Annotated in this window: 11 protein-coding genes and 1 riboswitch; of the genes, 5 read left to right on the top strand and 6 right to left on the bottom strand. The window is 61.4% G+C overall.

What is annotated here, in order from left to right:
* Window positions 1-305: 305 nt before the first annotated feature.
* Window positions 306-731 (top strand): nuclear transport factor 2 family protein, encoded by a 426-nt coding sequence (locus tag RE4_RS16420; RefSeq protein ID WP_060939025.1) that lies wholly within the window; start codon window positions 306-308, stop codon window positions 729-731.
* A gap of 3 nt (window positions 732-734) precedes the next feature.
* On the opposite strand, the gene RE4_RS16415 is transcribed toward RE4_RS16420, so the two are convergent.
* The gene (locus tag RE4_RS16415) at window positions 735-968 is read right to left on the bottom strand and encodes a hypothetical protein (protein ID WP_019749279.1); all 234 of its coding nucleotides are present in this window, start codon (window positions 966-968) and stop codon (window positions 735-737) included.
* Between the two features lie 280 nt (window positions 969-1248).
* On the opposite strand from RE4_RS16415, the gene RE4_RS16410 reads away from it, so the two are divergent.
* Window positions 1249-2742, top strand: coding sequence for a stealth family protein (locus tag RE4_RS16410; RefSeq protein ID WP_020970156.1), 1494 nt, complete (start codon window positions 1249-1251; stop codon window positions 2740-2742).
* A 51-nt stretch (window positions 2743-2793) separates the two neighbouring features.
* Here the strand turns inward: RE4_RS16410 and RE4_RS16405 are convergent, their stop codons facing one another.
* The 3 genes from RE4_RS16405 to RE4_RS16395 all read right to left on the bottom strand — a co-directional run bounded on the left by RE4_RS16405 (window position 2794) and on the right by RE4_RS16395 (window position 6608).
* Window positions 2794-4161 carry an NtaA/DmoA family FMN-dependent monooxygenase gene (locus tag RE4_RS16405; RefSeq protein WP_060938951.1) on the bottom strand — a complete coding sequence of 456 codons (1368 nt, stop codon included), beginning with the start codon at window positions 4159-4161 and terminating at the stop codon, window positions 2794-2796.
* A gap of 20 nt (window positions 4162-4181) precedes the next feature.
* Complete coding sequence (locus RE4_RS16400) at window positions 4182-5528, bottom strand: LLM class flavin-dependent oxidoreductase (RefSeq protein ID WP_155716984.1); 1347 nt, start codon at window positions 5526-5528, stop codon at window positions 4182-4184.
* Window positions 5511-5624, bottom strand: a riboswitch (SAM riboswitch). Its footprint overlaps the gene before it by 18 nt.
* A 78-nt stretch (window positions 5625-5702) precedes the next feature.
* Window positions 5703-6608: a phosphodiesterase gene (locus RE4_RS16395; protein ID WP_060938950.1), complete on the bottom strand. Its 906-nt coding sequence runs from the start codon at window positions 6606-6608 to the stop codon at window positions 5703-5705.
* 339 nt (window positions 6609-6947) lie between these two features.
* Here RE4_RS16395 and RE4_RS16390 point away from each other — a divergent pair, with 339 nt between their 5' ends.
* On the top strand, window positions 6948-8321 hold the full coding sequence (locus RE4_RS16390; RefSeq protein WP_003940669.1) for a dicarboxylate/amino acid:cation symporter: 1374 nt from the start codon (window positions 6948-6950) through the stop codon (window positions 8319-8321).
* Window positions 8322-8413: 92 nt separating this feature from the next.
* Here the strand turns inward: RE4_RS16390 and RE4_RS16385 are convergent, their stop codons facing one another.
* Window positions 8414-9532 (bottom strand): alpha/beta hydrolase, encoded by a 1119-nt coding sequence (locus RE4_RS16385; protein WP_060938949.1) that lies wholly within the window; start codon window positions 9530-9532, stop codon window positions 8414-8416.
* 112 nt (window positions 9533-9644) lie between these two features.
* Here RE4_RS16385 and RE4_RS16380 point away from each other — a divergent pair, with 112 nt between their 5' ends.
* Window positions 9645-12827, top strand: coding sequence for a DEAD/DEAH box helicase (locus RE4_RS16380; protein ID WP_060938948.1), 3183 nt, complete (start codon window positions 9645-9647; stop codon window positions 12825-12827).
* Between the two features lie 113 nt (window positions 12828-12940).
* The gene (locus tag RE4_RS16375) at window positions 12941-13516 is read left to right on the top strand and encodes a TerD family protein (RefSeq protein ID WP_003940660.1); all 576 of its coding nucleotides are present in this window, start codon (window positions 12941-12943) and stop codon (window positions 13514-13516) included.
* Between the two features lie 82 nt (window positions 13517-13598).
* Here the strand turns inward: RE4_RS16375 and RE4_RS16370 are convergent, their stop codons facing one another.
* Entirely contained in the window at window positions 13599-14918 is a 1320-nt protein-coding gene (locus RE4_RS16370) for a plasmid pRiA4b ORF-3 family protein (RefSeq protein ID WP_238077022.1), read from the bottom strand.
* Window positions 14919-15415 lie beyond the last annotated feature (497 nt).

Raw genomic sequence — 15415 nt, 5'->3', positions numbered from 1 at the left:
CGTTCCGACATGCTCACTCCCGGGAATTCAGAAAAGCGAGCTGCTACGACAGTCGTTGTGGCGCTGAAGAAGTCAGAGCCGACATCGAGGAGCGACGGACACGGTGTGAAACCTCCCGGTCGGAATTAAGGCTTTTGCCTTCAGGGGATACTCAACCATTTCCCCTGATATCGGGGAAATAGTTGAACTCACGGTGATCTGAATTTCTCTCAACTGCTGCCACTGACTGGGACGCCTCGGTGTTCGGTCAGTCCACGGGCAATATCCTGCGATCCAACACAGCACCCACACGTACGGAGAACAGCATGCAACCCGAGAGCCTTGCCGAACAGATTCGTTCAACGCTCGCTCGGATCGCGCATCTTGCCGATACCGGCTCTGTCGAGGACTACGTGGAGCAGTTCACCCGCGAGGCCGAATGGAACATGCCGGCCAATCCCGATCGCGGTATCCCCGCACAGGTACGACGTGGCCGTGAAGAAATTGCTGCTGGAGTAGTCGAGCGCAGGGCGGCCGGAATTCAAGGGCCTGGCACGTTCACGCGTCACGTCACCACGGCGATCGCCGTGGACGTGACCTCGGAAACTACAGCCCGCGCGGATGCGGTGTGGACGTTCTACGTCGACACGACCACCTCGCCCAAGCTCAGCGGCGTCGGGAGCTACGCCGATGAGTTCGAACTCGAAGACGGGCGGTGGCGACTGTCGCGACGAGTGATCTCGCGCGGCTGACGTTCAGTCTTCTTCGCCGGTGATCAACTCACACCAGTCTTCGACCTGATCGATCCCCTCTTCCGTCCATTCCGGGCTCATGTCTTCCAGTGCATCGAAGACCACCTCGCAGGTCAGCACCTCCGGTGAACCCTCCGACCCCGCCGTCTCGGCGCCTTCAGCAGAAGCTGTGGCAACTGGGCCGGCGGCCAGCGCAACAGCCATCGCGCCTGTTCCGACCATCGCTTTCACACGCATCGGTTCTCCTCCTTCACTCTGGCTTCGGTCCTCGGGGTACCCGACTCGCCCCGCCCTACCCATCGCCGTCACTCATGTCCGACTTTCGGCGCCGACGGCATAGACTGAGCTCGTCGCCACCACGCTCTCGCAGCGTCGGGGGCGACAGATACACAGCTGGATCAGAATCGGAAGGCATCCCATTACAGAATCTCCCGCTCCGCACGACATCTACTTCGTACCCCCGGAGCAGGACAGCCCCAATCCCGTGGAACCGGCGTCGGCCGCGTCACGCGCACGGATGGGCGAGCTACCCGAGACCGTCCGATTCAAGAATCGTTTTGCCCTCGCGATCACGACCACCACGCCGCTCGAAGCGATGGTCGAAGATCTCCTCTTCATCCGCGACATCCTCGACGCCGCAGGAATCGAGTATCTACTCGTCCGCGGAAACGACGAGCGCCCCGTGATCGCGGTGAGCTGGACCGAGCGCAAAAACCTGCGGCAGGCACTTGTCGAGGGATGCGCCAACGCACCCTTCTATTCCAAAACCGTCGACGCGAAGAAGAGCCCAGCGCTCCTTGTCGCGGACGGTGCCCTGTCGAAAACCAACAAGTCACGGATCTTCCGCTTGTTCCGTCCGCGGGTTCACGTCGCAAGCGGCATGAACTACGGCGCGAACATCGGCGTTCAAATCGAATTGTGGTCGATTTCCGACGAAGAAATCGTCCTACCCGTCGAGAACTCACTGACACGACGAACCGTCCTCCCCGAAGAAGCTGTCCGAGGAACCGTCGAGCGATTCGGCCGGATCTGGCCGACTATCGAGAACATGTTCGCCGATCATGCCTCCGATATCAGCTTCGATATCGATCTGGTCTTTTCCTGGGTCGACGGCTCTTCCAAGGAGTTTCAGGCTCAGCGCGCCAAGCGCATGCAGAACTACATCGTCGGAGAGGGCGACGAATCAGAAGCGCGCTTCCGTCAGATCGACGAGCTCAAATACGCGCTTCGATCCATCCACATGTACGCGCCGTGGATCCGGCGGATCTTCGTCGCAACCGATTCCGATCGTCCGGACTGGCTTGCCGACGATCCGCGAGTCACGTTCATGCCCAGCGAAAAGTTCTTCGCCGATCCAAGTGTGTTGCCCACCCACAATTCTCAAGCTGTCGAGTGCCAGCTGCACCATATTCCGGGTCTGGCAGAGCATTTCCTCTACTCCAATGACGACATGTTCTTCGGTCGCCCCGTCGGCCCGGACATGTTCTTCTCCCCCGGTGGGATCAGCATGTTCATCGAGGCCGACACCAGAATCGGATTGGGACACAACGACAACGACCGCAGCGGGTTCGAGAATGCGGCTCGCGTCAACCGCCGGCTACTCCAGGACCGCTTCGGTCTGATGACCACCAGGCATCTGGAGCACGCAGCGACGCCACTACGCAAAAGCGTGATGGCCGAGATGGAACGCGAGTTCGCCGAAGACTTCGCCGCAACTGCAGCAAGCACCTTCCGCGCGAGTTCCAATATCTCGGTGACCAATTCGCTGTATCACTACTACACACTGATGAGTGGACGGTCGGTGGTACAGAAGTCCGCAGCCGTCAAGTACGTCGATACGACGGTCAAAGCCGGGTTGCGCGACATGGACTCACTGCTCGCCAAGCGCTCCATGGACTTCTTCTGCCTCAACGACGGCAGCGCTCCGGAGATCGATCTGGAACTTCGCACACGCAAGATCACGGAGTTTCTGGAGAGCTATTACCCCATCCCGGCGCCCTGGGAAGCCTAGACAAAACAAGGGCCCAGCCGATTTCGGCTGGGCCCTTGCTACTTCGGTCGATCAGCGTGCTGTCGCACGCTCCCGCTGCGCCGGGATGGGCAGTCCGAGATTGTTACGCAACGTCGTTCCTTCGTAGTCACTGCGGAGAACACCTCGATCCTGCAGCAGCGGCACCACGTCGTCGACGAACTCGTCGAGGCCGGTCGGCACGAGGTGCGACCCGAGGATGAATCCGTCCGAACCGTCGTTGCTGACAAACGAATCTATTTTCTCGGCAACCTGCTGCGGTGTACCGACGATCGGTCCACGCTCGAACTGATCGATCACCACTTCGCGCAGATTCAACTTCTTGCTCTCGGCTACCGCGCGCAGTTTTGCGACGGTCGCGAAACGATCTTGGTGAATGAAGGCGCGGCCCTGGATGATCGGCGGAGCCTCGGGATCCGGAGCGATATCGGGTAGTGGTCCTTCGGGGTCGTACTTCGACAGATCGAGATTCCAGATCTGTTCGAGCAGAACCAAAGCGGTCTGGCCGGTGACCTGCTGGTCGCGAATCTCTCGGTACTTCTCGATCGCATCTGCCTCCGAGGTGCCGAGAACAAAACTCGCCGACGGCAGGATCTTGATGTCACCCGGGTCACGTCCGGCCGCGACGGCACGTGCTTTGATATCGCGATAGAAATCGGCCGCCTCGGGCAACTGACCGTACGGTGAGAAGATCGCGTCGGCATTGCCGGCAGCAAAATCGCGCCCCTGCGGCGACACCCCGGCCTGCAGAATAACCGGGCGCCCTTGCGGGCTACGCGGCACTGTGAATCGGCCGTTCACGTCGAAATGCGATCCATGAAAAGCGAATTCACCGGCATCCGGTCGCGAGAGAAAGCGCCCTGATGCCTTGTCGGCCACGATGTCGTCGCTTCGCCACGAATCCCACAGTTCACGCACCAGCGCTACGGTCTCCTCCGCACGCTCGTATCGTTGCGCGCGGTCGAGGTATCCGCCGCGGCGAAAGTTCTGGCCGGTGAATGCGTCGAACGAGGTGACGACGTTCCAGGCGGCACGCCCTCCGGACAACTGATCGAGCGTCGCGAATTGGCGGGCCAGTTCGTACGGCTCGTTGAACGTGGCATTGATGGTGCCGGCCAATCCGAGGTGTTCGGTTACCGCCGCCAACGATGCAAGGACCGTGAAGGTGTCCGGCCTACCGATGATGTCTTGGTCGAAAATCTGTCCCGCACGCTCACGAAGGGCGAGGCCTTCGGCGAGGAAGAAGAAGTCGAACTTCCCACGCTCGGCGGTTCGAGCGGTGTGCTCGAAAGTATCGAACTCTATCTGGCTGCCCGCCTGCGGATGCCACCACGCAGTGTGATGGTTGACGCCGCCGAGGTAGGCACCCAGGATGACCTGCTTACGCTTCTGAGAACTCATGAGAATCTATTCCTCGTCTGTCAGGCGGCCGGAGTACCGGCGGCGTAGCGGTTGGGAACGTCGATGGGTAGACCAAGGAGTCCGCGAAGATTCGTCCGCGGATATTCGGTGCGGAATACGCTGCGTCGCTGCAGTTCAGGCACCAGCTCACCTGCGATGGCGTCGAGGTCGTCCACGAGGACGCCCGGCCGCAACCGGAAGCCGTCGATTCCCAACTGCTGCCACCGGAGCAGGAGATCCGCCAACTCCGCAGCAGAGCCGGTGAAGGTCAGCGCGTCCGAACGGTATTCGGCGCCGGCCTGCGCGTCGAGACGAGCGAGCCGTTCCTTTCCGGTTTCTTCCGGCGTATCGAAGAAGACGACGATGTCGGTGAAGACCCGAAGAGGTTCGCCGGTGCGCTGCACGTGTTCTTCGGCTGCTCGCACTTCACCCAGGATTGCCGTGACCTGCTCGTCGTCGAACGGCGTCACGAACACCAGATCGGCCGTCCGCGCCGCCAGCTCGTACGCGACCCGCTGATGTGCCAACGCGGTAACGACGGGATGCCCCTGCGGCGGGCGCGGAGTCACCGACGGTCCACGGACCGAGAGGTACTTTCCCTCGAAGTCGATGTAGTGCAACTTGTCTCGGTCGATGAACCGGCGCTGCTCCACATCGCGGATCTCGGCGCCGTCCTCCCAGCTGTCCCAGAGTCGCCGGATTACGTCAGCCGCCTCCGCAGCTTCGTCGAACAGGTCGCGCACGAAGTCCGGGAGGACGCCTGAAACGATCGACTGACGGTCGGCATCGGTGAGCGCTGGGATGTCGCGACGCCCGAACTGTGCTGCCTCGGATTCCGACGCCGAAACCTTCACCTGCCATCCGGCGCGACCGCGCGAGGTGTAATCCAGCGTGGCAACGGCTTTGGACACGTGAAACGGCTCGGTGTGAATGGTGGTGATGGTCGGGATCAAGCCGATGTTGCTCGTGATCGGTGCCAGTCGGGCGGCCACGAGATGTGCGTCGAGCCGAGCGCGCACCCGATCAACCGCGTCGTCGACGGGCTCGAGTGGGTTGGCCGGCACCGAGAGACTGTCCTCGATGGTGACGAAATCGAGCAGACCACGCTCGGCGGTCGTCACCACGTCAGTCCAATACGACGCGCTGAACAGCTCACTCGGGCGCGAGTGTGGCTCTCGCCAGGCTGCAGGGTGCCAACCGGCACCGTCCAGCGCTACGGCGAGATGCAACGGAGCAAGATGAGAAGAGGGGGTGGAGGTCATCGGCGCATACTCCTGTTCGAGAACTACTCGGGAGCGCACAGTGCCGACCGCAGAAACCGTCAGCACCCGACTGACGGTTCTCGTGGCGACTGCCGCTTGCGACACGCACCGCGCGTATCGCCAGGTGTGATTCCGGGGCACCCCATCGGCATGAAGGGTTGCCGTCCAGCTAGCCGGTCCTTGTTGCTGGAGCTCTGCACCTACCTCGACGGTAGTGAGTACGCGACAGCCCGGCAATCACCCAGAACTGCGCCGGGGTGCCGGAAACCGCCTGCCACCTCAGATGATCGAGCGTGCCGCCTTTTCGCTCTCGAGGATTCGAATACCGGCAGCGCTGAGCCTCCGGGCTCCCTCGGCCGCGGCGACAGGCTCACCGACCGTCACGTGCGCGCCGAGTGGAACGACCGAATGAACAATTGTCTCGTCGTAGACGTGCACCAGGTTGCACCCCTGAGCCCCGTCACGACCACGCTGACCACCGACTTCCACGTTCAAGTCCTGGGTGTAACACGTCGACGACGCCACGGACACCGGAATGCCGGCGAACGTCGCCGTCGTCGAATAGTGCAGATGCCCAGCAAGAATCGCCCGGACGTCGCTGCCACGCAAGACGTCTGCCAACCGGGACTGATCGCGCAACTCCACCAGAACCGCGAGATCCTGAATGCACGGAACCGGCGGATGATGCAGCGCCAGAATTGTTCCGTCGGGCGCGGGCACCGCCAATTCTGAGCGTAGCCAATCCAATTGACGATCCGAGATCTCACCGTAGTGGTGACCGGGAACCGACGAATCCAGGGTGATCACCCGCAGTCCGTCAAGGTCGTAGACGTTGTCGACGGGATGATCGGTGGCGTCCTCGCCCAACAGCAGAGACCTGAAAGTAGAGCGGTCGTCGTGGTTGCCCATCGCCCAGATGACCTGCGCATCGATCTCGGCCGCCACGGGTTCCACGATGGCTTTCAATTCCGCGTATGCGTCGGGGTGTCCCTGGTCGGTCAGGTCGCCGGTGAATATCAGTGCATCCGGGCGTGCGCCCGAGGCCACGATCCCGCTGAGCACTTCCCGCAATCTCGTCGACGCATCCACGGCGTCGTACAACTCCCCCTGAGCCACCAGATGCGTGTCACTGAGGTGCACCAGGAAATGCTTCGGACGCGGGTACTCGGCATTCCGAACGCTCATCGGTCTCTCGCTTCCGCTTGCCGACGCTTAGGCGCCGGTGCGGCACCTACTGATCGTCGAGACTAGTCAACCGACCAACAGTGACTGATCGGGGCACGCCCGACGAACACGAAGCGAACTCCCGCGGCGACCCTCGGGATCGAGTAGTTGAAGCTGCGAGTAGTGTGTGGACAGTGTTGTTCCTGACCAGTCGGCGTTACGTCGACCTTCGCCTGCAGGCGAGCGCAATGTGTACGCGCTCGCTCTGACCTGACGCGTACCAGGAAACATTTCTTCGAATCTGCCCGGCCTCTGGTGCCGCGCTGCGTTTCGCTCCCTTGATTTTCGAAAGGCATAGTCATGCCCAGCTCCACCTCCACCGGCGTGCCGGAAAAGTCCACGTCCCGTTTTCCGTCCTGGGCGACGGCATTCGGACCGCAGATCGTCGCCGGTCTCGTACTCGGCGTCATCATCGGTCTCGTCGCCCGGGCAATGCCTGATGCAGCCGACGGCAACGTCAACTGGTTGGTCGGCACCGTGCAGACCATCGGTTCGAGTTACGTCAAGCTGCTCACCGTTGCGGTGATCCCGCTGGTGTTCACCGCCATTGTCAGCTCCATCGCCAACCTGCGCCAGGTCGCCAATGCAGCTCGCCTGGCCGTGCAGACCTTGCTCTGGTTCGCGATCACCGCTTTCATCGCTGTGATCATCGGCATCATCGTCGGCCTGATCACCGATCCCGGTTCACGGACCGACGTCGCCGCCGAAGCCGCGAAGGAACCCAAGAGCTCCGGCTCGTGGTGGGCGTTCATCACCGGACTGGTTCCGAACAACTTCCTGGGGCTGGGCGCAAAGACTTCCGTCGCCGAAGGCGTGGCGACTACATCGCTGAGCTTCAACGTCCTGCAGTTGCTCGTCATCGCCGGCGCAATCGGCATTGCTGCACTCAAGATCGGTCCCAAGGCTGCGCCGTTCCTCGAGTTCAACGCTTCGCTGCTCGCGATCGTCCAGAAGGTCCTGTGGTGGATCATCCGCCTCGCCCCGATCGGCACCGCCGCGCTGATCGCCAACGCTGTCGCCACCTACGGCTGGGATGCGATCGGCTCGCTGGGCGTCTTCACCGCCGCCATCTACATCGGTCTGGCCATTGTCTTCTTCGTGGTCTACCCCATCCTGATTGCCGCACACGGTCTCTCGGTTCGAAGCTTCTTCTCCGGTGTCTGGCCCGCAACTCAGCTCGGGTTCGTCTCGCGCTCGTCGATCGGCACCCTGCCGCTGACCGAACGCGTCACCGAACGCAACCTCGGTGTTCCGCGTGAGTACGCCTCGTTCGCCGTTCCGCTCGGTGCCACCACGAAGATGGACGGTTGCGCCGCAATCTATCCCGCGATCGCGGCAATCTTCGTCGCCGGCTTCTACGACGTTCCGCTGACCTTCACCGATTACCTGCTGATCGTCGTCGTTTCGGTCATCGGCTCGGCAGCAACGGCCGGAACTACGGGTGCGACAGTCATGCTCACACTCACACTCTCCACCCTGGGTCTTCCCTTGGCCGGCGTCGGACTGCTCCTCGCAGTCGAACCGATCGTCGACATGGGCCGTACCGCAGTCAACGTCACCGGCCAGGCACTGGTCCCGGTCATCGTCGCAAAGCGTGAGGGAATCCTCGACAAGGAGCGCTTCGACGCTCCCCGCAACGGTGATCCCTTCGCCGAGGAACTTGTCGACGCGTAACCCTCGCTGACAGCAGCAGCGTCCCCGCACCCGAGCAATACGGTGCGGGGACGCTGCTTTTCGACCGGAACTGCACAGACTGTTGTCGACCGTCAGACGCCCAATGCCCGGGACAGAGTCGGCCACGCCTTGGGCAGTCGTTCACGCCAATATGCCCACGCGTGTGTGCCGTTCGGCTCGTAATCCACCTGCGCCGGAATCTTCAGCTCCTGCAAACGTGCGTCGAACATCTTGGTGCAGGCATGCGCAGCAACTTCGATGCCGCCGCCGATCACCAAACGCTCGAGCAGTTCAGGAGTCTGCAGCGTTTCGTCAGATCCGGGACGACCATTTGCCGTCGACACGTAGATTTCCTTGCCACGCAGCTTCTCTGCGTTGATCAACGAATCGTGTGCCTCCCACTCGGGGCCTCCTGGCACACCCCAGATGTTGGCCGGATCTCCGCTTCGAGAAGAAATCGTGGCCTGGACGGCAGTTCGGCCGAGCGGATCCATCGTGGAATAACAGCCACTGAACACGGCAACGCCGCGATACATGTCCGGAAAGCGTTGGGCGAGCATCATTGCACCCATTGCGCCCATGGAATTGCCGGCAATCGCGTTGATTCCGTTGGTCTTGAGTCGCGCGTCGATCAGCGGTGGCAACTCCTCGGTGATGAAGGTTTCCCACTTGTGCAGTCCCAGCCGCGGATCCGGATTCTCCCAGTCCGAGTACAGGCTCGCGATCCCACCGTTGAGCATCACGACGTTGACGTTCTTGTCGGCGAAGAACGCCGGGGCGCCGCCGATCGTCATCCATCCGCTGCTCTTCTCTCCGGCGTCGACGCCCTCGAGCATGTACAGCGCTGGGCGCGGAACCGAATTGTCCGCGGGTAGCAAGATCTCGACGCCGACCTCGCGTCGAAGTGCAGGCGACGCCACCGTCAGCCTGACTGCCTGCGGTGCGGTCACCTTCTCGCCGACGATGGCCGGGACGACGATGTCGTCGCGCAGCTCCGGCTTGGGGCCCGGATCCTCCTGAAGCGGTCCTGGGATCGTCGACCCCGAACTCACGCTGCCCTCGACGCTGCCCGGACTTCCCGAGCTTCCCGAGCTCCCGGAACTCGGCGCTGCCGTCGACAGTCCGCCCAACTGCAAAGAAAGTGCACAAACGGCCAAACACACCGCACCTGTGCGCGCAGATCGGATCCACGCACGCCGCTCAGTCCTCATGAAACTCCCAAACCAGTCAAAGATGTTTCCGTGAACATACCGTGCAGTTCGGACTTTCTTGGACAAACGACCACGACAAGATCTGTCGGTCGCCGCTACTAGGCTGGCCCCCGTGCAACCGGATTCAGTCAGGGCCCTCGACCTCGACCGAATTCGCGCTGTCGCGGGCACAACCACCTACGAACGCGGACTTGTCTACCTGCGCCAGAATGCAGTCGAATCCATCGGATGGAACGACACCGCTGACACCTTGACCGGCGCTGTATCGGGAACTGCGCGAGAGCCGTACACCTGCACGATTTCGGTAAGTCGCAGCGCGGCCGGTACAGCAATGTTCACGCGTGGCCTCTGCACGTGTCCCGTGCGGATGAACTGCAAGCACGTAGTCGCGTTGGTGCTCGCAGCGGTTGCCGAGGCGAACAAGACTCCACAACACCTCGGATGGGACAGCGCGCTCGAGGAGTTGCTCCGACCAGACCCGGCCGGCCGCACTACACGTGGACTTGGCATTCAATTCACCACCCGAACCAAGGGCGCATCGACAAGGCTCATCGTCAAACCCGTACAACCAGGAGCGAGAGGGTGGATCTCCGGCGGGCTCGCCTGGAACAAGCTCGGAAGCACTTTTCAGTTTCCCTCGGATCACCTCCGGGTTCTACGCGACATACATCTCCTCCACAGCGCCGGCAATTACTACAGAAATCAAAATGCCGCGGAAATCGATCTTGCCGGGTTCGCGAGCCCGCAACTCTGGTCTCTTCTTCGTGAGGCGATCACCGTGGGCGTTTCACTCGTTCACTCGAAGGCCGGCCTCGGCAACATCTCCCTACTCGACGATGCCAGCATCTGCCTCGACGTCCACGGTGCAGAAGACAACAACCTCCGCCTGACGCCCCGAATTCAGGCCGGTGGGCACATCGTCACTCATACCGACTGGGGACTGGTCGGCACGCCGGCACATGGCGTCTTCGCGCTCGACGCCGCCAACGCGATCACTCTCGCACCACTGCACACGCCGATAACCCACCAACTGAGGCAATTGATCGACTCCGGAAAATCGGTCGACATACCCGCCGAGCATCGGGATGCATTCACTTCGCGGTTCGTGTTCAAACTCGGAAACCTCGCTCCCGTCATATCTTCCGACGGCGCCTACAACCCACCGACTGTGTCCGGTCCTCGGCTACAACTGGTCGCCACGTACGCGGACAACCACCGCATCGACATCGAATCGGCATGGAAGTACACAGTCGATGCCGACGAACTGATCATTTCTACCGCGGACACAACCACCGACGAGTCCGAGATCCGCAACCACGTTGCCGAAGATGCCATCGCCAAGAGCCTCGGTGCGGCCGCGGCGAAGGCCACTCTCGCGGGAACGTTGGCCGGCCTCGATTCCATGCAGTTCACACTCGACCTCCTCCCCCAACTCGCATCGCACGACGAAGTCGACCTCACCGTCGCGGGCACTCCCGCCGACTATCGGCCCGCAGACGACGCTGTCGTGATCGGCCTCAGCACGTCAGCCACCGACGGGAGCAGCGGATCCGACTGGTTCGACCTCGACGTCACCGTCGACGTTGCGGGACAAGGCGTTCCGTTCACCACGCTGTTCTCCGCCCTGAGCAAGGGTGAGACTCACATACTGCTGCCGGACGGCGCCTTCTTCCGACTCGACGCACCTGACCTTCTCGGTCTACACCGACTCATCACCGAAGCGCGGTCGCTGCTCGATCGACCAACCGGCAAACTCGCGATCAGCAAGTTTCAAGCCGGGCTGTGGGAAGAATTGACGGCGCTCGGAAGAGTCGAACATCAGGCAGCAGCTTGGAAGAAGCAAATCGCAGGATTGCTCGGCAGTTCGGGCATCGATCCCGTCGACGTCCCCGACACGTTGACGGCAACACTGCGCCCCTATCAGGTCGACGGATTCCGCTGGCTCAACTTCCTCCGGCAGCACAGCCTGGGCGGCATACTCGCCGACGACATGGGCCTGGGCAAGACCCTGCAAACTCTCGCAATGATCTGCACTGCACGGCAATCGAATCCAGCGGCGCCGCCCTTTCTGATCGTTGCTCCCACCAGCGTGGTCTCCAATTGGAAATCCGAGGTGGCCAAGTTTGCACCAACCCTCCACACCGCTGTCATCACGGATACTCTGCGGCGCAGAAGAACCGACCTGGCAACACTCGTCGACGGGGCGGACATCGTCGTGACGTCGTACGCTCTCTTTCGCCTCGACACCGATGCGTATTCGGCGGGCGTCTGGTCCGGACTGGTACTCGACGAAGCCCAATTCGCCAAGAACCACAAGTCCAAGGTCCACAAGTGTGCGACGGCAGTGAACGCACCGTTCAAACTCGCGATCACCGGCACTCCCATGGAAAACAATCTCATGGAGTTGTGGTCGCTCCTCGCGATCACTGCACCAGGACTGTTCCCCAGTCCCACCACCTTCACCGACGTCTACCGCAACCCGATCGAAAAGGAAGGCGACACAGAGCGATTGGCGCAACTTCGGCGGCGCGTCAAACCGCTGATGGTTCGGCGCACCAAGGAACAGGTGGCTGCAGACTTGCCGCCGAAGCAGGAACAGATACTCGAGATCGAGTTGCATCCGAGCCATCGCGCGATCTACGACACCCATCTGCAACGCGAACGGCAGAAGATTCTCGGACTGCTCGACGACGTCGACAAGAACCGATTCACGATCCTGCAATCGCTGACGGTGCTACGCCAACTCAGTCTCGACGTCTCGCTGGTCGACGAGGAAAGCGGACCTGTCCCCTCAGCCAAGGTCGACGCTCTCGTCGAGCAATTGGACGACGTCATTGCGGGCGGACACCGTGCGTTGATCTTCAGCCAATTCACCGGGTTCCTCGGTTCTGTCCGCAAACGACTCGAAGCGGAAAAAATTCCGTACAGCTATCTCGACGGTTCGACGCGCAATCGCGGTGAAGTGTTGGAGGAGTTCAAGTCTGGCGTAGCCCCCGTATTCATGATCAGCCTCAAGGCTGGTGGCTTCGGCCTCAACCTCACCGAGGCCGACTACTGCTTCATTCTCGACCCTTGGTGGAACCCGGCCGCCGAGGCACAAGCGGTCGATCGCACTCACCGCATCGGGCAGACACGAAACGTCATGGTCTACCGTCTCATTGCCAAAGACACGATCGAAGAGAAGGTCATGGCGCTCAAAGCCAAGAAGTCGGCATTGTTCTCGAATGTCATGGACGCCGAAGGGACACTCGGCACCGGACTCGACGCCGAGGATCTTCGCGCGCTGTTCGAGTGAGGTAGCTATTCGGTCGAACCGCACCTACCCGCTCACGGTAATGTGAGTCGAGAACGGACAACACAGAACTCCCGAACGAAGAAATCCACTTCGTTCGAACGAGAGGAACCTGAATGGGCGTCACACTTGCCAAGGGCGGCAACGTATCTCTGTCGAAAGCCGCACCCAACCTCACCAAGGTCGCAGTCGGTCTCGGCTGGGATGCACGCAGCACCAGTGGTGCCGACTTCGACCTCGACGCCAGCGCGTTGGTCACCGGCCCGGAACGCAAGGTTCTTTCCGACCTGCACTTCGTCTTCTACAACAACCTTCGCTCGCCCGACGGATCCATCGAGCACACCGGCGACAACCTCACCGGTGAAGGTGACGGCGACGACGAAGTCATCAACGTCGACCTCCCGGCTGTACCGCCCAACGTCACCAACATCTTCTTCCCCGTCTCGATCCACGACGCCGATGCCCGACTCCAGTCCTTCGGGCAGGTCACCAACGCCTACATCCGCGTCGTAGATCTGTCGAATGGATCCGAGCTCGCACGCTATGACCTCTCGGAAGATGCTTCCACCGAGACCGCCATGCTTTTCGGTGAGCTCTACCGCCACAACGGCGAGTGGAAGTTCCGCGCAGTTGGACAGGGCTACGCATCCGGACTCGCCGGCATCGCCCGCGACTACGGCGTCAATATCTGATCTCTACCAGGACACGAAACGGGGTTCGATTCGGCATTGCCGGATCGAACCCCGTTTCGGTTGTCTGCATCGAACGCGCGAGTTAACGCTGCAGGATCGCCCTAGCGAGGTGACCTGCCCAGGGAGAGTCCTCTTTGGTGCCGAACTTCCCCAGCTCGTACCCCGTAGCGCCGATCAAACCGAGCACCTCTACGGTGCTCCCGGACGTGTCACGTTTGGAAGTCTGAGCGCCGGACATGAGGATGCTTGACGACCGAATCGACTCCAGTGCTCCCGCGACGAAGCGATGACGATCTGCCGGCGACAAACCAGCGGCTACGGCGAGGAGGACAAGAAGTTCCACTGCTCTCTGCGAGCCGCCCGGCGCGACCGGAACGCTGTCGACGATCACCGACCACATGATTGATGCGTCCCGCTGCGCTGACTGTCCCCGCTTCGTCAGCACAATCTGCCCTTTGCGCTTTCGCACCAGGCCAAACCTCTTGAGTACTGCGAAGAGTGATCGCCCCTTGGGAAGGTTGACAGGTCCTAGTTCGGGTTCGTCGAGCATCGCGTCGACCGTCGTGAAGAAGTCATCAGCGTCGACCCCTTCGACACCGATCAGCGTCAAGACCGCTTGAAGGCGTTGGCCCGCCTCGACGTGGACCAACTCTCCGATTGCCGACTCATCGTCAATGCCGGCTCGGGCGAGGACCGCGCGCAGTTCCGGGACTCGCGACGGTTCCAGGCATTCGACGAGCATTGCGGTGTCGTACGGCGCAACGATCTCGTCCGGTCGAGGTATATGAAGCCGATTGTTGACCTCAGCGATCTCGAATCGTGTCGGCTCGAATTCGGTTTGCGGCCATTCGAGGGTCCATTCGTGGGAGCGCAACTTCTCCGAAGCGAGGACACCGAGGAGCTGCTCGTACTCGTCAGGCCCGACGCATTCCTCCGGCGGACACGCACCGCGACCCGCGGCACACACAATTTGGAATCCGTCGGGCAGTACTTCCGAAGATTCAAGTGTCAGCGTGTGACTCCAGTTTCCGAAGCGTCCATAGCGATATCTAAGTTCATCGCCGGGCGAGGCCATGACCTCGTCCAGACGTACCGCAGACTCTACGATCGCCACTCGTCCGGCGAGGCGCTGCTCGGCGTTGCTTCCGGAAGCTACATACTCTTCGACCTCGCCGGGAAATCGGGTTCCTGACTTGGACCACGCGTGCGAATGACGGTCACTCCACCCCATTGCCCGTTGAACGACCGAATGCAGGTCATCCAGATTCAGATCCGACGCGACGAGGATTCGTCGCCAGATCTGAGTGGAAACATTGTCGACGCTGATACGTATCGCGTATTGCGCCGGTACCGCGCGCCTCTTCGAACGTAACGATCGCGCAATCTGAATGCCCCCACGCACTCCGCCAGCTTCTTGTACAAACCTTTGCAGTTCTTCAGGTTCCGTCGGAACGAGTCGCAAATGCGACACCCGCGAGCTGCTCAACCCCACCATGACACTCAGCCTAGGCCAAAGTACTAGGGACAAAGGCACAAAATCGGAGAGTACTTCGCACCTATGAGAGGGTTCACAATCTGTACCTTGGCTAACCAGTCGCTACGTGCGTCGGCGCTGGCATCTTCCTCACCCAATTCCTGCCCTGATCGTGCCCTGATCGTGCGAACGGTACGTTCGGTCGATCTGAGGCGACGAAAGTGTCGTTCGCTCGATCCCGGACGCGGTGGTCAGTCGGCGGCGTGCCCGCCCCTTGATCGTGCGAACGGTACGCTGGGTCGGTCTGAGGCGACGAAAGTACCGTTCGCTCGAAGTCGGGGGTGCTTTCGGGGGGTGTTTTGGTTGGGTGTTTTGGGTACGAGAAAGCCCCCCAACCATCACTGGTTGGGGGGCTTCTCAAGTTG

Source organism: Rhodococcus erythropolis NBRC 15567 (genome assembly GCF_001552595.1).
Lineage (GTDB): Bacteria > Actinomycetota > Actinomycetes > Mycobacteriales > Mycobacteriaceae > Rhodococcus_F > Rhodococcus_F erythropolis.
Note: the sequence above shows the minus strand (reverse complement) of the source record. Positions and strands in the feature narration are given on the sequence as shown.